Annotated in this window: 19 protein-coding genes; 3 read left to right on the top strand and 16 right to left on the bottom strand. The window is 70.2% G+C overall.

Annotated features, from left to right (window positions below):
- Positions 1 to 39: 39 nt before the first annotated feature.
- The 8 genes from ACIOGX_RS34515 to ACIOGX_RS34480 form a co-directional block, all read right to left on the bottom strand.
- Positions 40 to 1239, bottom strand: coding sequence for a hypothetical protein (locus ACIOGX_RS34515; protein WP_401918649.1), 1200 nt, complete (start codon positions 1237 to 1239; stop codon positions 40 to 42).
- A 111-nt stretch (positions 1240 to 1350) separates the two neighbouring features.
- Entirely contained in the window at positions 1351 to 2292 is a 942-nt protein-coding gene (locus ACIOGX_RS34510) for an STM4015 family protein (RefSeq protein ID WP_356516899.1), read from the bottom strand.
- Positions 2293 to 2383: 91 nt separating this feature from the next.
- Positions 2384 to 3373: a porphobilinogen synthase gene (gene hemB, locus ACIOGX_RS34505; protein WP_356516849.1), complete on the bottom strand. Its 990-nt coding sequence runs from the start codon at positions 3371 to 3373 to the stop codon at positions 2384 to 2386.
- Between the two features lie 396 nt (positions 3374 to 3769).
- Positions 3770 to 5428: a uroporphyrinogen-III synthase gene (locus ACIOGX_RS34500; protein WP_383973340.1), complete on the bottom strand. Its 1659-nt coding sequence runs from the start codon at positions 5426 to 5428 to the stop codon at positions 3770 to 3772.
- Complete coding sequence (gene hemC / locus ACIOGX_RS34495) at positions 5425 to 6402, bottom strand: hydroxymethylbilane synthase (RefSeq protein ID WP_356516853.1); 978 nt, start codon at positions 6400 to 6402, stop codon at positions 5425 to 5427. Before hemC ends, ACIOGX_RS34500 begins: the two co-directional genes overlap by 4 nt.
- Positions 6399 to 7754: a glutamyl-tRNA reductase gene (locus ACIOGX_RS34490; protein ID WP_356516855.1), complete on the bottom strand. Its 1356-nt coding sequence runs from the start codon at positions 7752 to 7754 to the stop codon at positions 6399 to 6401. The genes hemC and ACIOGX_RS34490 overlap by 4 nt, the downstream gene beginning before the upstream one ends.
- Positions 7751 to 8599 carry a redox-sensing transcriptional repressor Rex gene (locus ACIOGX_RS34485; RefSeq protein ID WP_383973345.1) on the bottom strand — a complete coding sequence of 283 codons (849 nt, stop codon included), beginning with the start codon at positions 8597 to 8599 and terminating at the stop codon, positions 7751 to 7753. The genes ACIOGX_RS34490 and ACIOGX_RS34485 overlap by 4 nt, the downstream gene beginning before the upstream one ends.
- Positions 8600 to 8966: 367 nt before the next feature.
- A complete protein-coding gene (locus ACIOGX_RS34480) occupies positions 8967 to 9245 on the bottom strand; it encodes a glutaredoxin family protein (protein ID WP_356516859.1) in 279 nt (92 codons plus the stop codon).
- 159 nt (positions 9246 to 9404) lie between these two features.
- Here ACIOGX_RS34480 and ACIOGX_RS34475 point away from each other — a divergent pair, with 159 nt between their 5' ends.
- The 3 genes from ACIOGX_RS34475 to ACIOGX_RS34465 all read left to right on the top strand — a co-directional run bounded on the left by ACIOGX_RS34475 (position 9405) and on the right by ACIOGX_RS34465 (position 13026).
- The gene (locus tag ACIOGX_RS34475) at positions 9405 to 10346 is read left to right on the top strand and encodes an HAD-IB family hydrolase (RefSeq protein WP_356516861.1); all 942 of its coding nucleotides are present in this window, start codon (positions 9405 to 9407) and stop codon (positions 10344 to 10346) included.
- Positions 10347 to 10722: 376 nt separating this feature from the next.
- Positions 10723 to 11517 (top strand): ECF subfamily RNA polymerase sigma factor, BldN family, encoded by a 795-nt coding sequence (locus ACIOGX_RS34470; protein ID WP_356516863.1) that lies wholly within the window; start codon positions 10723 to 10725, stop codon positions 11515 to 11517.
- 288 nt (positions 11518 to 11805) lie between these two features.
- Positions 11806 to 13026: a DUF5667 domain-containing protein gene (locus tag ACIOGX_RS34465; RefSeq protein WP_356516865.1), complete on the top strand. Its 1221-nt coding sequence runs from the start codon at positions 11806 to 11808 to the stop codon at positions 13024 to 13026.
- Positions 13027 to 13112: 86 nt separating this feature from the next.
- On the opposite strand, the gene ACIOGX_RS34460 is transcribed toward ACIOGX_RS34465, so the two are convergent.
- The 8 genes from ACIOGX_RS34460 to ACIOGX_RS34425 form a co-directional block, all read right to left on the bottom strand.
- The gene (locus ACIOGX_RS34460; protein WP_401918644.1) at positions 13113 to 14216 is read right to left on the bottom strand and encodes a lysophospholipid acyltransferase family protein; all 1104 of its coding nucleotides are present in this window, start codon (positions 14214 to 14216) and stop codon (positions 13113 to 13115) included.
- A 1-nt stretch (position 14217) separates the two neighbouring features.
- Entirely contained in the window at positions 14218 to 15255 is a 1038-nt protein-coding gene (locus ACIOGX_RS34455; protein WP_401918642.1) for an NAD-dependent epimerase/dehydratase family protein, read from the bottom strand.
- A gap of 161 nt (positions 15256 to 15416) precedes the next feature.
- A complete protein-coding gene (locus ACIOGX_RS34450; RefSeq protein ID WP_003948845.1) occupies positions 15417 to 15515 on the bottom strand; it encodes a 30S ribosomal protein bS22 in 99 nt (32 codons plus the stop codon).
- 187 nt (positions 15516 to 15702) lie between these two features.
- Complete coding sequence (locus ACIOGX_RS34445; RefSeq protein WP_014046653.1) at positions 15703 to 15915, bottom strand: helix-turn-helix domain-containing protein; 213 nt, start codon at positions 15913 to 15915, stop codon at positions 15703 to 15705.
- Between the two features lie 128 nt (positions 15916 to 16043).
- Positions 16044 to 16859: a phosphatase gene (locus ACIOGX_RS34440; RefSeq protein ID WP_356516871.1), complete on the bottom strand. Its 816-nt coding sequence runs from the start codon at positions 16857 to 16859 to the stop codon at positions 16044 to 16046.
- An 82-nt stretch (positions 16860 to 16941) separates the two neighbouring features.
- Entirely contained in the window at positions 16942 to 18114 is a 1173-nt protein-coding gene (locus ACIOGX_RS34435) for an acetoin utilization protein AcuC (protein WP_129773338.1), read from the bottom strand.
- Positions 18083 to 19309: an MFS transporter gene (locus ACIOGX_RS34430; RefSeq protein ID WP_401918640.1), complete on the bottom strand. Its 1227-nt coding sequence runs from the start codon at positions 19307 to 19309 to the stop codon at positions 18083 to 18085. Before ACIOGX_RS34430 ends, ACIOGX_RS34435 begins: the two co-directional genes overlap by 32 nt.
- 99 nt (positions 19310 to 19408) lie before the next feature.
- On the bottom strand, positions 19409 to 20053 hold the full coding sequence (locus ACIOGX_RS34425) for an HAD family hydrolase (protein WP_401918638.1): 645 nt from the start codon (positions 20051 to 20053) through the stop codon (positions 19409 to 19411).
- Between the last annotated feature and the right edge of the window lie 118 nt (positions 20054 to 20171).

Below are 20171 nucleotides of genomic sequence, written 5' to 3'. Positions count from 1 at the left end.
CGCGTCAGGCCCCAGGCCAGGCCACGCGTCAGGCCCAGGTCAGGCCGCGACCGCGCCCGTACCCGTACCCGTACGCGCACTCCGTACCTCGGGGTACTCCACCTCGTCCGGCAGCCGGTAGCCGAGGCCGGTCAGCCGCGCCGCGACGTCCGCCGGGCTCCTCCCCGTCAGACTCGCGCTGCGCAGGACGTGTTCGAGGTGGACGTTGTCGAGGAACGAGCGGTCGACCGTCTCCAGCAGCCGGATGTCCTCCGGATCCGCGACGGCGGGCACCTTCGCGTTGGCGTGCAGCCCGTGCCCCAGCGTGGCCAGCCGCTCGGTGATGTCCGCCGGGGTCCGTCCCGTCACGAGGGACGCGCGCAGGATGTGCCGCAACTGCACCCCGACGGCACGGTTCACCGGCAGCCAGGGCGCGCGGCCGTCGAGTTCCTGGCTGAGGAGAAGGAAGTCGTCCGCCTCCGGGGCGTCGGGCACGGGCGCGTCCACTCCGCAGCCCAGTTCCGCCAGCCGGGCGACGATGGCCGCCTGCGGCCGGCCCGTCTCCCGTGCGACGTCGAGGATGTGCCCGCTGGGCACCGAGGAGTACCGGGACGGCCAGGCCAGGTGGCCGACCCCGTACCTGAGGATCCGCTCGTCCCCGGGCTCAGGGGTGTAGGGCAGCCGGATACCGAGCCCGGCCAGACGCTCGGCGGCCACGTGCGGGCTGTATCCCAACTCCCCCGCCGCGCTGAGCACATGGTGCGCGGGCACCTGCGCGCCCCACTCCAGCCACTCTCCCTTGCTCCCGCGCTCCCTGCGGATCAGCACGATGTCGCGGGTGTCCGGGGTTTCGGGCAGCGGATGGCCGGCCGGGACCGCGTAGCCGAAGTCGGTCAGCCGACGTGCGGCGTGGGCGGGGCTCCGGCCCGTCCGCCCCGCCGCCGCGAGTATGTGCCGCAGCGACACGGGCTCGCCGAGCCCGAGCCACGACAGGTTGTACGCCTCCTCCTTGATCAGCAGAGCGTCGACCGGGTCGGCGGTGAGGGGCAGCGGGCCGTCGGGAAGCTCGATGTCCGCGAACCCGAACGCGGTCAGCCTCGACACGATGGCGGCGGGCGAGCACTCCAACGTGCCTGCCGCGTACAGGACATGTCCGTACGACACCTGCCGGTCGGGCTTCACCCACGCGGTCTCGCGCCCCATCGGGATACGGGTGAGCCGGAGGTACTCCGGGTCCTGGGATTCAGGGCTGCTCGGCATCGTGGACCTTTCGGAAACGGAAACGGAAACGGGAACCCAAGCGGGAGGGGCTCGGGTGCGCGGGGCGTTGACGACAGGCCCCCGTACGGCGGGAATCGGCCGTGGCGGCGGTCATTCGGCCACCGCGATGTACCGGCCGCCGTCCCCGGACTCCTCGTCGTCGTCCCAGTCGTCGAACCGGTCGTTCCTCCCGTACAGGTTCACCCGGACCCCCGCGGGCTCCAGCGCCGTCCATATCCGCAGCATCATGGCCTCGCTGAGGAAGTGGTGCGAAAGATCGAGTTCCTTGAGATGGGTGAGCGGCTGCCCGTGGAGCAGCGCCTCCGCGCCCTCGTCGGAGAGCGTGCCCATGGACAGGCTCAGCGAGGTGAGCCGCGGCACGACCGGCGCGGAGGCGATCGCGGCGGCCAGCTCGTCCTGGATGGGGCTGTTCTGGAGGCCCAAGTGACGCAGCGCGGGCTTGCGTTCACCCGCGAGGAGCGGGGCGAGCTGCTCGACGGTGGTGCCGCCCCCGTAGCCGTCGTCGCCGAGCCACAGCTCGATCCGCTCCAGCGAGGGCAGGTCGGCGGCGGCGATGTGCTCCGCCGCCTCGGGCGGCAGCCCGCCGGACTCGATACGCAGCGACCGCAGCCCCGCGTGCCCCGTCACGGGGAAGTCCATCCCGTCCCCGCCGCGGACGGCCAGCTCCCGCAGCCCGGGGAACGCCGCCAGGAGCGGAGCGAGATCCGGCTGTCCGATCGAGGAGATCATCTCCTCGTCGTCCTCAAGGTCGTTGAGGAAGAGCGCTTCGAGTCCGGACAGCCGGGAACTCAGGTCGATGAGCGCCTGGTCGGGCAGGTAGTGCGCGCCATGGCCGAGGACCAGCGCCCGTACCTTCTCCAGCTCCACCGTGCTGGTGAAGCGGTCCCAGTAGTCCTCGTAGTCCTCGTCGGACGAGTACGGCCCGGTGTGGAGACGCCAGGCGACGGAGTCCGCGTCCGGCAGCTCCGTGGCCGGGGTGTACGGCGGGACGGTCAGTACGGGCAGGCCATGGAAATGCTCGACGTGTCGCACGTAGGACAAGGGGGGCTCCCGAAGTTCATGGGTCCGAAGCCGTGTTCGGGTCCGGCTTCGGTGCGCCTTGTTCTACCAGCAGCCTCCGACATCAGAGCTTCCCCGCGACCTCCGTCGCCCAGTACGTGAGGATCATGTTCGCGCCCGCGCGCTTGATTCCGGTCAGGGCCTCCAGGATCGCCGCGTCACGGTCGATCCAGCCCTTCTCCGCCGCCGCCTCGACCATCGAGTACTCGCCCGAGATCTGGTACGCGGCGACCGGCACGTCCGTCTCCGCCGCGACGCGCGCCAGGATGTCCAGATACGGCAGCGCCGGCTTGACCATCACCATGTCGGCGCCCTCTTGGAGGTCGAGCGCCAGCTCGCGCAGGGAGTCCCGGACGTTCGCCGGGTCCTGCTGGTAGGTCTTGCGGTCGCCCTTCAGCGAGGAGCCGACGGCCTCCCGGAAGGGGCCGAAATACGCCGACGAGTACTTCACGGTGTACGCGAGGATCGACACGTCCTCCCTGCCGATCGTGTCGAGCGCGTCGCGCACGACACCGATCTGGCCGTCCATCATGCCGCTGGGGCCCACCACATGGGCGCCCGCGTCGGCCTGGACCTGGGCCATCTCGGCGTACCGCTCCAGGGTCGCGTCGTTGTCGACCCGCCCCTGGTCGTCCAGTACCCCGCAGTGGCCGTGGTCGGTGAACTCGTCCAGGCACAGGTCGGACATGACCACCAGGTCGTCCCCGACCTCTTCGCGCACCGCGCGGATAGCGGCCTGGAGGATGCCGTCCGGGTCCGTGCCCGCCGTACCCGCCGCGTCCTTCTTCTCCTCCTCGGGGACGCCGAAGAGCATGATCCCGGAGACACCGGCCGAGGCCGCCTCCACGGCCGTCTTGCGCAGCGTGTCCAGCGTGTGCTGGACGACGCCGGGCATCGCGGAGATGGGAACGGGCCGGCTGATGCCCTCGCGTACGAACGCGGGAAGGATGAAATCCGCCGGGTGCAGCCGGGTCTCGGCCACCATCCGTCGCATCACCGGGTTCACCCGCAGCCGCCGGGGCCGCGAGCCGGGGAAGGATCCGTGCACAGTCATCGTCAGTCGCCTCTTGGGTCTGCTGCTTCGTCGGGGCCCGGCCGGCCGTCGGACCACCTTCGACCATAAACCCGGCATCCCCGCCCCTTTACCGACACGGCGACCGGGAAACCGCCCCGCCTCCCGGCCGGAACAGCCCGCCGACAGGCCGGACCAGCCACGGAGCCGGGGCAGGGGCCGGAGCCGGGGCCGGGAAGCAGACCCGCACAACCGACGGTCCCGGAAACCGAGGGTCCCGGAAACCACGGGCGCCGGAAACCGAAGGCCCCAGACAACCGAGGGCGCCGGAGAGGCAGGCCCGGCGATGTGCGCCCGGGAACGACCGCGGGGCCCGGCCGCCTCGGCGACCCGGCCCCACACTCCACCGGTCCGTACGCCCCTCAGGTCCTACGGCCCTCAGGTCGTACGGCGCCTGCGGCTGCCCGGCCGGCGCTCGCTCGGCCGCGTGACCGTTTCGCCCGCCTCCTTCGCCGCCTCGCGGCGCTGCGTGCCGAACGCGGCGAGCGCCTCGGCCAGCTTGTGCACCGACGGCTCGGGCGAGAGGACGTCGACGCGCAGCCCGTGCTCCTCGGCGGTCTTCGCCGTCGCGGGGCCGATGCACGCGATCACCGTCACGTTGTGCGGCTTGCCCGCGATACCGACCAGGTTCCGCACGGTCGAGGACGAGGTGAAGAGCACCGCGTCGAAGCCGCCGCCCTTGATCGCCTCGCGGGTCTCGGCCGGCGGCGGCGACGCGCGCACCGTGCGGTACGCGGTGACGTCGTCCACCTCCCAGCCCAGCTCGATCAGCCCGGCCACCAGCGTCTCGGTGGCGATGTCCGCGCGCGGCAGGAACACCCGGTCGATCGGGTCGAAGACCGGGTCGTACGGCGGCCAGTCCTCCAGCAGCCCGGCCGCCGACTGCTCGCCGGACGGCACCAGATCGGGCTTCACCCCGAAGTCCACGAGCGACGCGGCGGTCTGCTCGCCCACCGCGGCGACCTTGATCCCGGCGAAGGCACGGGCGTCGAGCCCGTACTCCTCGAACTTCTCCCGTACCGCCTTCACCGCGTTGACGGAGGTGAACGCGATCCACTCGTAGCGGCCGGTGACCAGGCCCTTGACCGCGCGCTCCATCTGCTGGGGCGTGCGGGGCGGCTCGACCGCGATGGTCGGGACCTCGTGCGGGACCGCGCCGTACGACCTGAGCTGGTCGGAGAGCGACGCGGCCTGCTCCTTCGTCCGCGGAACGAGCACCTTCCAGCCGAACAGGGGCTTGGACTCGAACCACGCGAGCTGGTCGCGCTGCGCGGCGGCACTGCGCTCACCGACCACGGCTATGACCGGCTGGTGCCCCTCCGGGGAGGGCAGCACCTTCGCCTGCTTCAGGACCTGCGCGATGGTGCCGAGCGTGGCGTTCCAGGTGCGCTGACGGGTCGTCGTACCGGCGACGGTGACCGTCATCGGGGTGTCCGGCTTACGGCCGGCCGCGACCAGCTCACCGGCGGCGCCCGCGACCGTCTCCAGGGTGGTGGAGACGACGACCGTGCCGTCGCTCGCGCCGACCTCGGTCCAGCACCGCTCGCTGGCGGTCCTGGCGTCCACGAGCCGTACGTCCGTGCCCTGTGCGTCGCGCAGCGGTACCCCGGCGTACGCCGGCACACCGACCGCGGCGGCGATGCCCGGGACGACTTCGAAGGGAATGCCCGCGGTGGCACAGGCGAGCATCTCCGTGCCCGCGTCGCCGTCCAGCCCCGGGTCACCGGAGACCGCACGCACGACCCGCTTGCCGCCCCGCGCGGCCTCCATGACAAGATTGGCCGCATCCCGGATCGCGGGGATCCCGGCGGCTGCTGACACATCGTCAACAACCGTCAGCGCAGGGGTGTGCACACCCGCCCTGGCGTGGCCGCGTACGACTTCGAGCACATCAGGCTCGGCAATCAGTACATCCGCCCCCGCGAGCGCCTCGACGGCGCGGAGTGTCAGCAGACCCGGATCTCCGGGTCCGGCACCGAGGAAGGTGACGTGCCCCGATGCGGAGCAGGCTGGAAGGTCAGAGGTGGTGGGGCTCAAAGTGCTCGCTCCCCCATAAGACCGGCCGCACCCTTGGCGAGCATCTCGGACGCGAGTTCGCGACCGAGCGCGATGGCGTCGCCGTGCGACGTGGGTACGGGACCGGTGGTGGACAGCTGCACCAGCGTCGAGCCGTCGGTCGTGCCGACGACGCCGCGCAGGCGCATTTCGTTGACAACCTGTCCGTCGGCCAGCAGGTCGGCCAACGCACCCACGGGTGCGCTACAGCCGGCCTCCAGGGCGGCGAGCAGGGAACGCTCGGCGGTCACGGCGGCCCGGGTGTACGGGTCGTCGAGCTCGGCGAGCACTGCGGCGAGGTCCACGTTGACCGCGGCGCACTCGACAGCAAGGGCCCCCTGGCCGGGGGCGGGCAGGACCGTGTCGACCGACAGGAACTCGGTCACCTCGCCGATCCGGCCGATGCGGTGAAGCCCGGCGGCGGCGAGCACGACCGCGTCGAGCTCCCCTCCGCTGACATAGCCGATCCGCGTGTCGATGTTCCCGCGGATCGGTACGGTTTCGATGGTGCGGCCGTGATTGCGCGCGTACGCGTTGAGCTGCGCCATGCGGCGCGGCGACCCCGTACCGACCCGGGCGCCCGCAGGCAGGTCCCCGAAGGCCAGTCCGTCGCGCGCGATCAGCACGTCCCGGGGGTCCTCGCGGCGCGGCACGGCCGCCAGCGTCAGATCGTCGGGCTGGGTCGTCGGCAGATCCTTGAGGGAGTGCACGGCGAAGTCGACCTCGCCCGCCAGCAGCGCGTCGCGCAGCGCGGTGACGAAGACGCCCGTGCCGCCGATCTGCGCGAGATGTTCGCGGGAGGTGTCGCCGTACGTGGTGATCTCGACCAGCTCCACCGGCCGGCCGCTCAGCTCACGCACGGCGTCCGCCACCTGGCCGGACTGTGCCATGGCGAGCTTGCTGCGCCTGGTTCCGAGCCTCAGCGGCTTCTCGGGCCTCAGTACCTTCTCGGTCATACTCGCCCTCTGCCTACACCGTCGGTGTCATTCAGGTCGGCCCGGCTGACGGCGGCGACCGTCTGCGGGTCGAGGTCGAAGAGTTCACGCAGCGCGTCCGCGTACCCGGCGCCGCCGGGCTCGCCTGCCAGCTGCTTGACCCGCACGGTGGGCGCGTGCAGGAGTTTGTCGACGACGCGGCGCACGGTCCTGGTGATCTCGGCGCGCTGCTTGTCGTCCAGCCCGGGGAGCCTGCCTTCGAGGCGCGCGACCTCGCTGCTCACCACGTCGGCGGCCATGGCGCGCAGCGCGACCACGGTCGGCGTGATGTGAGCGGCGCGCTGGGCGGCGCCGAAGGCCGCCACCTCGTCGGAGACGATGGTGCGTACCTGATCGACGTCGGCGGCCATGGGGGCGTCGGCGGACGCCTCGGCCAGCGACTCGATGTCCACGAACCGGACCCCGCCGAGGCGGTGCACGGCGGCGTCGATGTCCCGGGGCATGGCGAGGTCGAGCAGGTCCAGCCGGCCGGTGCGGCCGTGCAGCGCCGCCTCGACGGCGCCGGCGGTCAGCACCAGACCGGTCGCGCCCGTGCAGGACACGACCACGTCGGCGTGGGGCAGCTCGTCGGCGAGGGCGCTCATGTCCACCGCGCGGGCGAGGACGCCCGTCGAGCCGGGCTCGGTCAGGATCTGTACGAGTCGGTCGGCGCGCGCGGCCGTGCGGTTGGCGATGACTATCTCGTCGATGCCGACGCGCGCGAGCGTCGCGGCCGCCAGCGAGGACATCGAGCCCGCGCCGATCACCAGCGCGCGCTTCTTCTTGGCCCAGGCGTCCACGGCGGCTCCGGCGGCGAGCTGCTCCAGGCCGAAGGTGACCAGGGACTGCCCGGCCCGGTCGATCCCGGTCTCGCTGTGGGCGCGCTTGCCGACCCGCAGGGCCTGCTGGAAGAGGTCGTTGAGCAGTCGGCCAGCGGTGTGCAGCTCCTGCCCCAGCGCCAGCGCGTCCTTGATCTGGCCGAGGATCTGGCCCTCGCCGACGACCATCGAGTCGAGCCCGCAGGCCACCGAGAAGAGATGGTGGACGGCCCGGTCCTCGTAGTGCACATAGAGATAGGGAGTGAGCTCCTCCAGGCCGACGCCGCTGTGCCGGGCGAGGAGCGTGGACAGCTCGGCGACCCCGGCGTGGAACTTGTCGACGTCGGCGTACAGCTCGATGCGGTTGCAGGTGGCGAGGACCGCGGCCTCGGTCGCGGGCTCGGCGGCGAGCGAGTCCTGCAACAGCTCGATCTGTGTGGCGGTGGTGAGGGACGCCCGCTCCAGCACACTCACGGGTGCGCTGCGGTGGCTCACTCCGACGACCAGGAGACTCATGCCGGCATCACCGCGGGAACGTCCCCGTCGGGTCCCTTCCGGCTCGCGGCGGCGCTGTCCGCCTCCGGAGCGTCCACGTCCGCGTCCGCGGCGTTCGTCTCCGCGGCGGCCGCCTCCACCGCGTCCACCGCTCGCACCGCGCTGCCGCGCTCGGCGGCCAGGGCCGCTTCGGCGGCGGCCCCCTCACCGGCCTTGCGCTGCTCGTGGAAGGCGAGGATCTGGAGCTCGATGGAGAGGTCGACCTTGCGCACGTCCACGCCCTCCGGCACGGAGAGCACGGTCGGCGCGAAGTTGAGGATCGAGGTCACGCCGGCGGCGACCAGCCGCTCGCAGACCTGCTGGGCGGCGCCCGCGGGGGTCGCGATGACCCCGATCGAGACGCCGTTGTCGGTGATGATCTTCTCCAGCTCGTCCGTGTGCTGGACCGGCATCCCGGCGACCGGCTTGCCCGCCATCGCGGGGTCGGCGTCTATCAGCGCGGCGACCCGGAACCCACGGGAGGCGAACCCGCCGTAGTTGGCGAGCGCGGCGCCGAGGTTACCGATACCGACGATGACGACCGGCCAGTCCTGCGTCAGCCCCAGCTCACGGGAGATCTGGTAGACGAGATACTCGACGTCGTAGCCCACACCCCTGGTCCCGTAGGAGCCGAGGTAGGAGAAGTCCTTCCGCAGCTTGGCGGAGTTGACCCCGGCCGCGGTCGCGAGCTCTTCGGAGGAGACCGTGGGTACCGAGCGCTCGGACAGAGCGGTCAGCGCCCGCAGATACAGCGGAAGCCTGGCGACGGTGGCCTCGGGGATTCCTCGGCTACGAGTCGCCGGTCGGTGAGTTCGGCCAGTTGCCACGGTGCTCCTGCGGGATGAGCGAGGCTGCAGGCGGCCGTATGTCCCTGGACCGCCCCGTCGAATGCAGGTTATGTCTTTGTGAACGCGTGCACAAAGATTGTGTCCGCTTTGTCCGAGCAAAGTGACCGGGGTCACGCGCGTCGATCCCATGGGAGTGGAACCGCACACCGCGTCAACCCGTTGCACACACGAAGGGGGCAAAACCGCACACACTCCTCACGAATACGCCCCCGAGACCGCTCCCCTTGAACCCTCCCGGGACCGATCCCCGGACGCCCGGCAACACCTCGGGGCCACCCTCGCGGCCCGGAGCATGATCACCAGAGAAAACCCAGCAAAGCGCCCACGATGGTAACCGTCTTTCCCTTCAGCCCCCCAGTTCACGACGGAGCCGATCGGCGTCGACGCGCCAGAACGTGTGCTGCTCCCCGTCCACCAGGACCACCGGAATCTGCTCCCAGTACGCGCGATGCAGCGCCTCGTCCTGCGTAATATCCTTTTCCTCCCATGATGCCCCGGTCTCCGCGCACACCGTTTCGATCACGGAGCGGGCATCGTCACAGAGATGACATCCGGGTTTCGAGACGAGCGTCACCATCCGCTCGGCCGCCTTCTTCTTTGTCGTACGTCGCAGCAGAGGACTCATGCGGGCCATTCTCCGCCCGCGCCGCCGACGGGGGCGCGGGTCATCCACAGCCGGGGCCGGATCACAAGATCAGCGGATTAACGCACCGGCCGCGGAGAGTTCACTCCACGGCACCCCCACACGTCGGGAAGTACCGAACAGACTGGCTATGCTCACGCTATGGCCGCACTGGGATGGCTCACCCCCCGTAAGCGCTCCGCCACCGCACGGAGCGTGCTCGCAGGCGAGGCCGCAGCCGAGGCAGGACTCAGGTCCACACAGGAGTCGCACGCGGCGTCGGAGGCCGAGGCCGCCAAGGCCGACGAGGTGCCCGACTTCCCCGTCTTCGGCGACAACCGCGCCGCCGCCTTCTTCGATCTCGACAACACCGTGATGCAGGGCGCCGCGATCTTCCATCTGGGCCGCGGCCTGTACAAGCGGAAGTTCTTCCAGCGCCGTGAGCTCGCCCGGTTCGCCTGGCAGCAGACCTGGTTCCGGCTGGCCGGGGTCGAGGACCCCGAGCACATGCAGGACGCCCGCGACAGCGCCCTGTCCATCGTCAAGGGCCACCGGGTCGCCGAGCTGATGTCCATCGGCGAAGAGGTCTACGACGAGTACATGGCCGACCGGATCTGGCCCGGCACCCGCGCCCTCGCCCAGGCCCACCTGGACGCGGGCCAGCAGGTCTGGCTGGTGACGGCGGCGCCCGTCGAGACCGCGACGATCATCGCCAGGCGGCTCGGCCTGACCGGCGCCCTCGGCACGGTCGCCGAATCGATCGACGGCGTCTACACCGGCAAACTCGTCGGCGAACCCCTGCACGGCCCCGCGAAGGCCGAGGCCGTCCGCGCCCTGGCCGCGGCCGAGGGCTTCGACCTGGACCGCTGCGCGGCGTACAGCGACTCGCACAACGACATCCCGATGCTCTCGCTGGTCGGACACCCGTACGCCATCAACCCGGACACCAAGCTCCGCAAGCACGCGCGCCGGCTGGACTGGCGGCTGCGCGACTACCGGACCGGCCGCAAGGCGGCCAAGGTCGGCATCCCGGCGGCGGCCGGAGTGGGCGCCCTCGCGGGCGGCACGGCGGCCGCGGTCGCCCTGCACCGCCGCCGCCGCTGACTCTGCGTCGCCGGCCCGGTCCGACCCGGCCGCAACGAGAGACACGCCCCGGAGACACGCCGCCGGGTGACAAATCGACACGTACGGCCCTGCGGAAGTCCCCGCGGGGCCGTACGTACATCCGTCACGCAGGCACAACCCATCACGAGAGCACACAGATCTTGACGCAATCCGATCAGTAAATGGTCACGATGTGCGACTAGATACGCCGCATAGGCGTCATGGAAGCGACGTAATCGATGATTTGAGCAACTGGGTGTAGCACTGCCTGTACGAAGCGTTATTCTCCTCAGACGCATACCGGACCCCACACGTCGCCACGACGAGTGAACGGTCCCGCACTGCACGTGATGGAAGCTCTGCCTCTGGGAGTCCCGTGTACCCACACGTCGGGGTTGACGCCTCGGGCCTGGCTACGCTGCGCGCAACGGTCCTCGACCACTTGCGCGGCTTCGTCCCCACCGCGTACGCCGTCCCCGCCTTCGCCGCACCGGCCCCTGCCGTGAGCGGCCCTATCGGTCCTTGTTATGCCCTGGCGAGCGGTGGTGCGGCGGTCGGCAGACGGGGGAGCCGAAGCAGCGCCGCCGCCTCGACCACCGCCCGTCGGCCCACCGCCGACAGCGACAGCGCCCGCATGATGGAACTCGTCGAGCGCGCCCAGGCCGGTGAGGCCGAGGCCTTCGGCCGGCTGTACGACCAGTACAGCGACACCGTCTATCGCTATATCTACTACCGCGTGGGCGGAAAGGCGACCGCCGAGGATCTCACCAGCGAGACGTTCCTGCGCGCCCTGCGCCGGATCTCCACCTTCACCTGGCAAGGGCGCGATTTCGGTGCCTGGCTGGTCACGATCGCCCGGAACCTGGTCGCGGACCACTTCAAATCGAGCCGTTTCCGTCTCGAAGTGACCACGGGCGAAATGCTCGATGCCAACGAGGTGGAGCGCAGCCCGGAGGACTCCGTCCTGGAGTCCCTCTCGAACGCGGCGCTGCTCGAAGCCGTACGCAAACTCAACCCGCAGCAGCAGGAGTGCGTCACACTGCGCTTCCTGCAAGGTCTCTCGGTCGCCGAGACGGCCCGCGTCATGGGCAAGAACGAAGGAGCGATCAAAACCTTGCAGTACCGAGCCGTACGAACACTGGCCCGGCTCCTGCCCGAAGACGCCCGCTGACCGTCGCTGTCCCCCCACCCGCCCCCCACCTCTCGCCGGCCGCCGTTCACCCTCTGTCCGCCCCCCACCTCGGACCCAACTCACAGTCGGTGACGCCTCGATGACGGGCTGGTCCGATCATCCTTCGCGCGTAACCCATGTGCCGCGACGCTCGTTGTGCGGGATGCAGGCTCCCTGCGGTCACGCCATGCCCGCAGCCACTCACTCAATCGTGTGGATGTGCTCAAGGCGTGCAACCTTCCGGACCCCCAGGGGAGTCGATCGTCATGACGAGAGGAGGTGCCGCCAGTGATCGCGAACGTTTCGGCACACCGGCGGGCGAACGCCTTCGCCCAGGCCCTGGAAGACCAGACGGTCCAGGGCGCGGCGGCCGAACAGCCCGCCGAGTCGGCCGAACCGGCCGAACAGGGGCGGCTGTTGGCCCTGGCGAGTGGTCTCGGTGAACTGCCGAAACCGACGCTGGACCCCGAGGTCAAAGTGGTGCAACGAGCACAGCTCGTGGCAGCCATGGAGGCCATGCTGCTGGAGGGCACAGCCGCCGGGGGGGCGACTCCGGGCCCTACGGTGCCGGAGCAGCGCAAGTCCGGACGGGGTGCCCACCGGGCTTCCCGCCTCCGGAGATTGCGCCCCAGATCCCGCTGGTCCAAAGGCCTTGCGGCGGGCGGGCTCACGGTCGGTGTGGCGGCGGGCGCCTTCAGTGGTGTCGCCGCCGCCAGCTCCGACGCCCTGCCCGGTGACTCGCTGTACGGACTGAAACGAGGAATGGAGGACTTCAAGCTCAATCTGGCGGACGACGAGTCCGACCGCGGCGAGCTGTATCTGGACCACGCCTCGACCAGGCTCAGCGAGACCCGCCGACTGATGGAGCGGGGCCGCTCCGGCCGGCTCGACCACGAATCCATGGCCGAGATCCGGCGCACGCTGAGCGGGATGAAGCACGACGTCACCGAGGGCCACCGCCTGCTCCATCAGGCATACGAACGGGACGGCTCACTCGGCCCGATCGCCACCCTCTCGTCGTTCTCCTCCTCGCACCGCCAGGCCTGGAACGGGCTGCGTGAACGGCTGCCCGTCCAGCTGACGGACGTCGGCAACGAGGTCAGTTCGGTCTTCGACGCCATAGACGAAGAGGTCGCTCCGCTCCAGTCGCTGCTGCCGCGCCCGCCGGAGAAGCACGCGGGAACCACCCGGCCCGGCTCCACACCCGACTCCCCGGGCTCCGGTCATCAGAGCCATCCCTCGCCCTCCGCACCGAGCGAGGGCGGCGGAAGCGGCTCGCACACCAGTGACCAGCCCAACCCGTCGGGACAGGACTCGGACAGCGCGCCCGAGGAGGGCCTGCTCGGCGGCACGGGCGGCCTGCTCGACCCGCCACAGAGCAGCGTCACCCCGTCCCCGTCCGAGAACCAGGACAGCTCCGACCGTCCGGGACCGGATGTCACGATCCCGCCGCTGCTGCCGGATCTGCTGCCCGGACTCGGCTTCAAGGCCGAGGACACGGATCAGTAACCGTCAGCGGCAGTACAGATGAGGGGCGGTGCTCCACCGGAGCACCGCCCCTCATACGTGCGAGCCCTCGGGTGCCTGTACGGCACTCAGAAGAACACCGACCGCCGCTGCACCAGCAGTTTGTAGAGCGAGTGCTGGATCTGCTCGCGCACCTGATCCGTCAGATTGAACATCAGCATCGGATCCTCCGCCGCCTCCGGCGGATAGCCGTCCGTCGGGATCGGCTCACCGAACCGGATCGTCCATTTCGTCGGCAGCGGCAGCATGCCCAGCGGCCCCAGCCACGGGAACGTCGGCGTGATCGGGAAGTACGGCACGCCCAGCAGCCGCGCCAGCGTCCGCGAGTTGCCGATCATCGGATAGATCTCCTCGGCGCCCACGATCGAGCACGGCACGATCGGCACGCCCGCGCGCAGCGCCGTCGACACGAACCCGCCCCGGCCGAACCGCTGAAGCTTGTACCGGTCGCCGAACGGCTTGCCGAGCCCCTTGAAGCCCTCCGGCATCACCCCGACGACCTCACCGCGCTGGAGCAGTATCTCGGCGTCCTCCGCGCATGCCAGGGTGTGCCCGGCCTTCCGCGCCAGCTCGTTGACCACGGGCAGCATGAAGACCAGATCGGCCGCCAGCAGCCGCAGATGCCGGTCCGCCGGATGGTTGTCCCGGACGGCGACCTGCATCATCAGCCCGTCCAGCGGCAGCGTCCCCGAGTGATTGGCCACCACGAGCGCCCCGCCGTCCGACGGGATGTTCTCGATGCCCTTCACCTCGACCCGGAAGTAGTTCTCGTACAGCGGCCGGATCAACGACATCAGGACCTGGTCGGTGAGCTCCTGGTCGTACCCGAACTCGTCGATGTCGTACTCGCCGGTGACCCGTCGGCGCAGAAACGCCAGCCCGCCCGCGAGGCGCCGCTCCCAGCCGCCCGCGGGCTCCGGCTCCGGCTCCGATCCCCGTTCCGCTTCCGCTTCCGCTTCCGCCTCCGGTTCCAGCTCCAGTTCCGGTACGGACGTCAGCGGTCCCGGCTTGCGTACAGGGCCGGGTCCCGCCTCCGGCCCCGGTTCCGCCGCCGCCCCCGCTCCCTGCGAGCGCTTCGGGGCGCCGTCCTTGGCGTGCTGCCGCCGGCCGCCGGCGGATCCACGCCTCGACCTCGGTTCATCACCGAAGGGGATGACCTTGGCATCGGCCATGTCAGATGCGCTCCTTGCTGACGAGAGTGGAGAGCCGGTCGACGGTACGGGCCACCGTCTCCGGCGGCAGCAGCCCGGCACCCCGGCCGCGCGCGAAGTCCGCGAAGGCCTCCGCGGTCGTGTAGCGGGGCACAAAGCCCAGTGTCTCGCGCAGCTGGTCCGTGCTGACCACTCGGCCGTGGGTCAACAGCCTGATCTGTTCGGGCGCGAAGTCCGTCATCCCGACCGTGCGCAGCGCCGTACCGACCCAGGTCACGGCGGGCAGCGGAACGGGCACCGTGGGCCGCCCCAGCCGCCGTGAGCACTGCGAGAGCAGCAGCACGCCCTCACCGGCGACATTGAAGGTCCCGCTGTTGAGCGTCCCGCGCCGCGGCTCGTCGGAGGCGATCAGCAGGACGTCGATCACATCGTCCTCGTGCACGAACTGGAGCCGCGGGTCATAGCCGAAGACCGTCGGCAGCACGGGCAGCGACAGATACTCGGCGAGCGGTGTGTCCGCCGCGGGCCCCAGGATGTTCGCGAAGCGCAGCACACAGACCGCCACATCCGGTCTGCGGCGCGCGAAGCCGCGTACATATCCCTCGACCTCCACCGCGTCCTTGGCGAAGCCGCCGCTCGGCAGCGATTTGGGCGGCGTGGTCTCCGTGAAGATCGCCGGATCGCGGGGCGCGGAACCGTACACACTCGTACTGGACTTGACCACCAGCCGCTTCACCGTCGGCGATTTCTGGCAGGCGCCGAGCAGCTGCATCGTGCCGATGACGTTGGTCTCCTTGACGGCGGTACGCCCGCCGGAGCCCAGCGGAGTGCCCGTCACATCCAGATGGACGACGGTGTCGACTCCGTGCTCGGCCAGGATCCGCGCGATCACCGGCTGCCGGATATCCGCCCGGACGAATCGCGCCTCGCCCAACTGATGCGCGGGCGGGACCGCGTCCACGGCGATGACCCGGTCCACCTCGGAATCACGCTGAACGCGCCGTACGAAACGGCCTCCGAGCTGACGGGCCGCTCCTGTCACGAGCACGACCTTGCCCAAGATCAGCGCCTTCCCCTGAAAGTCTGCGTGGGCGCCACCGTATCCGGTCGGTATCGCGCGATGGTGACCGTACGGCGCGCCACACCATTTCTTTGTCCGCCAAACACCGCGGCCCTCCCACCATGTCGGTGGGAGGGCCGCGAATGCACGAACAGCTGCCGCTACTTCTTGTTGCGACGCTGAACGCGGGTGCGCTTGAGCAGCTTGCGGTGCTTCTTCTTGGCCATCCGCTTACGCCGCTTCTTGATAACAGAGCCCACGACTACCCTCGCTCACTTCTCTTTACTCGGTGCGGGGCGTCTGGGCCCACACGACCTACGTCGGCCTAGCCTACCCGCCGCCGAGTGAGGGACGTAATCCGAGGGACACCCGAGGTGATTCTCCCGGCGCCACGCACCCCGCCACGACGCTCGCCGCGACGGGGAACGAGCCGTACCGGTCTCGGCATCACGCAGACTCGACCCCCACAAATGACTCGCGGAGGTACTCGTGAACCGCTTGCTCCGGAACCCGGAATGACCTGCCCACCCGGATCGCCGGCAGATGACCGCTGTGCACCAAGCGGTACACGGTCATCTTCGACACTCGCATCACTGAGGCGACTTCCGCCACGGTAAGGAACTTGACCTCGTTGAGAGGCCTCTCGCTGCCAGCAGCCATGACCCACCTGTACCTTCCGCACGCGACGGCCACCGGCTTCCCCTCCGGTAACTCTTCGTCGCTGTGCGCTCACTCACCAGACTAGGGGCGGGTGATGCGAGTGGGGAAGAGGAGCAGCCTTCGGCCGCCTACTGTGACAGACACGCTCGATTGAGTACATAGCGCGTAAGCGGCCGGTAGTAATCAGACCGCACGGCGTCATCGAGGGGAACGGCCACGGACACCCGTCCCTCCGCTTCCCCGACGAACAGCGCGGGGTCGTCCGTATCGGCGAGACCGATGGCCTCAATCCCCAGCTGACCTGCCCCGCAGACCCATCCGTGGTCTCCCACGACCAGCTCGGGCAGCGGGCCGCCGGACTCCGCCACGCCCTCCAGAGCCACCCGGACCGGCAGTGGTGAATGGGTGTGCGCGCCGGTCTCACGCCCGGCGCATCGCACGCCGGACTCCCGCATCAGCGCGACTCCCCGTACGTAGTCAAGGTTGTACGTACGTACCCCGAACCGGGTCGTTATGTCGACACATCGCCCCTGCGCGGGAGTGAGAACGAGACATCCCGCCGCCGACAAAGCGTCTGCCAGCTCCGCGTAGAAACCGAGCAGCCGATGCGGATGCCCCGTCCCGAGCAGCACCGGAGCCCGCCGCTCCGCCACGGCGCCCAGCCGGCCGGCGAACGCGTCCAGCGCGCTCAGCGTCCGCTCGGGATCGATGACATCAGGACCCGACACATGATCGGAATCGGCGGAAACTCCACACTTGTCGGCCATGAGCTTGAGCAAGTCCTGCTCATTCCATGCCCATTCCGGATCGAGTCCGAGCGTCACGCGTGGATCGCGTATGGCGAAGAGACGGTAGCTGCGCAGGCTCGCCTCCCGCGAGGTGGCCACGGGTCCGGCCAGCCTGGCCGCCAGCAGATGCGCCCGCAGCGCTCCGGTGCTCAACACCCGGCCGATCCTGCCGCTTACGGCACTCCCGCGGGCCGGAACCCCTGATTCACCGCACAGTTGGCGTAACAGCCGCCGGGCGCTACGCCAGCAGCCCCCGCAGCGGGAACACCGCCTTGCGCGTCGCCAGCACCGCCTGGTCCAGCCGGTCCGCCGGATCGTACCCGGCCTCCCACGGCTGCCAGGCCGGCGTCCGCCCGTCCGTCATCCGCCCGGGACCCAGCTGCCGCGTCCGCGCGTACACCTCGTCCCGCCAGGACTCCGGCACCTCCGACAGCGGATCGATCGGCGCGTGCGCGGCGATCCCCACCAGATGGGTCCAGGACCGGGGCACCACATCGACGACCGCGTAACCGCCGCCGCCCAGCGCGACCCACCGCCCGCCGTCCACGTACTCGTGCACCAGGTCATGGCAGGACGCCTGCACCGCACGCTGCGCGTCGAGGGACACCGCGAGATGCGCCAGCGGATCCTCGAAATGCGTGTCCGCGCCGTGCTGGGTCACCAGCACCTGCGGCCGGAAGTCCGCCAGCAGCTCGGGCACCACCGAGTGGAACGCCCGCAGCCAGCCCTCGTCCCCCGTCCCCGCGGGCAGCGCCACATTCACCGCACTGCCCTCGCCCGCGCCCCCGCCGGTCTCCTCCGCCCAGCCGGTCTGCGGGAAGAGCGTCCGCGGATGCTCGTGCAGCGACACCGTCAGCACCCGGGGGTCCTCCCAGAACGCCGTCTGGACACCGTCCCCGTGATGCACGTCCACATCGATGTACGCGACCCGCTCGGCGCCCAGCTCCAGGAGCCGCGCGATCGCCAGGGCCGCGTCGTTGTAGATACAGAACCCGGACGCCGCCCCGGGCATCGCGTGGTGCAGCCCGCCCGCGAAGTTCACGGCGTGCGCGGTCTCCCCGCGCCACACCGCCTCGGCCGCACCGACCGACTGCCCGGCGATCAACGCCGACGTCTCATGCATGCCCGCGAAGGCCGGATCGTCCGGCGTGCCGAGCCCGTACGAACCGTCGGCGGCGCGCGGATCCAGCGAAGCCCGCCGTACCGCGTCCACATACTCCTGCTGGTGGACGAGGCGCAGCGTCGAATCCCCGGCGGCCGGCGCGGCCACCACGTCCGCCGCCCGGTCCAGTCCGTACGCCCGCACCAACCCCATGGTCAGCACGAGCCGTACGGGATCCATCGGATGGCTCGGCCCGAAGTCGTATCCCGTTACTGCGTCATCCCACATCAACCGTGCGCGGCCGCTCATGCCCGCCACCGTATCGGTCCTGATCCGTCCCGAACGAGTGGGCGTACGCGAGCGTCACCAAAACCATCACCATCGGTACGAGCATCGCGCCCCGGTAGCTCCACAGGTCCCCAAGTGCTCCCACCAGCGGCGATCCGATCAGAAACCCCACGTAGTTGAAGATATTGAGCCGGGCCACGGCCGTGTCGCTGGAGGCGGGAAACAGTCGTCCGGCAGCCGCGAAAGTCTGCGGAACGATCACGCACAGCCCGAGCCCGAGCATCGTGAACCCGAGGATCCCCACCCAGGCGCCGGACGCCAGCGCCACCACCGCGAACCCGGCCCCCGCGAGCAGCGACCCGCACCGCACGACGGCCACGGGACCGAACCGCCGCACCCCCAGATCCCCGACCGCTCGCCCCAGCAGCGTGGTGACCATATAGGCGTTGTACGGAACGGTCGCCAGCTCCTCCGAGCTGCCGAGGACGTCCTGGAGGTACTTGGCGCTCCAGTTCGACACGGTGGAGTCACCGATGTACGCGAAGGCCATCACGAGGCAGAGCGGCAGGAGCAGCTTGAACGCGACCGGCGGCCTGCCCGCGGCGCCCGCCGCCCCCTCCGTGCCCGCGTCCGTACGGTCGCCGCAAGGGGTGGAATCGGCGTCGGCGTACCAACGGCTGCCGATCAGCGCGGCCGGCAACAGCAGGGCCACCACCGGGAGATACGACACCAGCAGCGACAGATCCCAGTGCGCGCCGGCCCAGGCCAGCGAGGCCCCGGCGATTCCGCCGAGGCTGTACGCGGCATGGAAGCCGAGCATGATGCTCCGGCCGTACGCCCGTTGAAGACTCACCCCGAGCATGTTCATCGACGCGTCCAGCGCGCCGACCGACAGCCCGAACGCCGCCAGTGCGATGCCCAGCTGCCACACCTCGCCACCGGCCCCGGCACCGAGGAGCGCCAGCAGTACGACGGGCTGCGCCCAGCGCAACACCACCCCGGGCCGTACCCGCGCGACCAGCTTCTCGGTGACGACACTGCCGACGCCGGCGAGCACCGGCACAGCGGCGAGGAACACAGGGAGGAGCGCGTCGGATATCCCGTACCGGTCCTGGATGGCGGGGATACGCGTCACGAGCAGGGCGAAGGTCACCCCCTGGACGAAGAAGCTCAGCGCCAGGGAGAGCCGACCGTGCCGCAACCGCGCGTCTGTCATGGCCGGACAGCGTAGGACGCTCCTCTACCCATGGGTAGGCGGATCACACAATGGATCCCGCCCCACGCATCCCCCGGCGGATCCGGTCCAGGGAGCGGATCAGGCGAGCAACCCCGGCAGTTCCGCCATCCTGCCGAAGTAACCGGTGGCGCCGGGGAGCTGGTCGGCGGGTGTCATGGCCGTGAACGCGAACACGTCCATGCCCGCGGCCCTGGCGGCCCGGACCCCGAGGGGGCTGTCCTCCACGACGGCACAGCGGCCCGGTGCCACGCCCATGCGTTCGGCGGCGTGAAGGAAGAGGTCGGGCGCCGGCTTGCCCCGTCCGACATCCTGCGCGCTGAAGATGACGCTGTCGTCGAACCACCGGCTCAGCCCGGTCTTCCGGTGCCCGACGCGGATCCGCTCATGGCTTCCGGAGGAGGCGACACAGTAGGACACCCCGTCACCGGCCAGCTTCTCCAGCGCCTCGGTCACCCCGTCGACGGGCTCCAACTCCCGCTCGAAGGCGGCGAAGACACGGGCGTGCAGGGTGTCGTCGAAGTCCGTGGGCAGAAGCTGACCGGTCCGCTCCTTCACCAGGTCGTGGACGCGATGAACGGCGGCTCCCATGTAGTCCCGGAGGGAGTCCTCGTAGGAGGTGGGATGGCCCAGTTCGGTGAGATAGGCGGCCAGGATGGTGTTGGAGAGCGGCTCGCTGTCGACCAGGACACCGTCATTGTCGAAAATGACCAGTTCATAGCGCATGCGCTCAGCCTAATCCGGCCCCGGAACGCAGAAATGCCCCGCACCAAAGGTGCGGGGCATTCCCATCAAAAATTGTTCGGCGGCGTCCTACTCTCCCACAGGGTCCCCCCTGCAGTAC

The organism is Streptomyces sp. NPDC088147 (assembly GCF_044741565.1).
In the GTDB taxonomy this organism is placed as follows: Bacteria; Actinomycetota; Actinomycetes; order Streptomycetales; family Streptomycetaceae; genus Streptomyces.
Note: the sequence above shows the minus strand (reverse complement) of the source record. Positions and strands in the feature narration are given on the sequence as shown.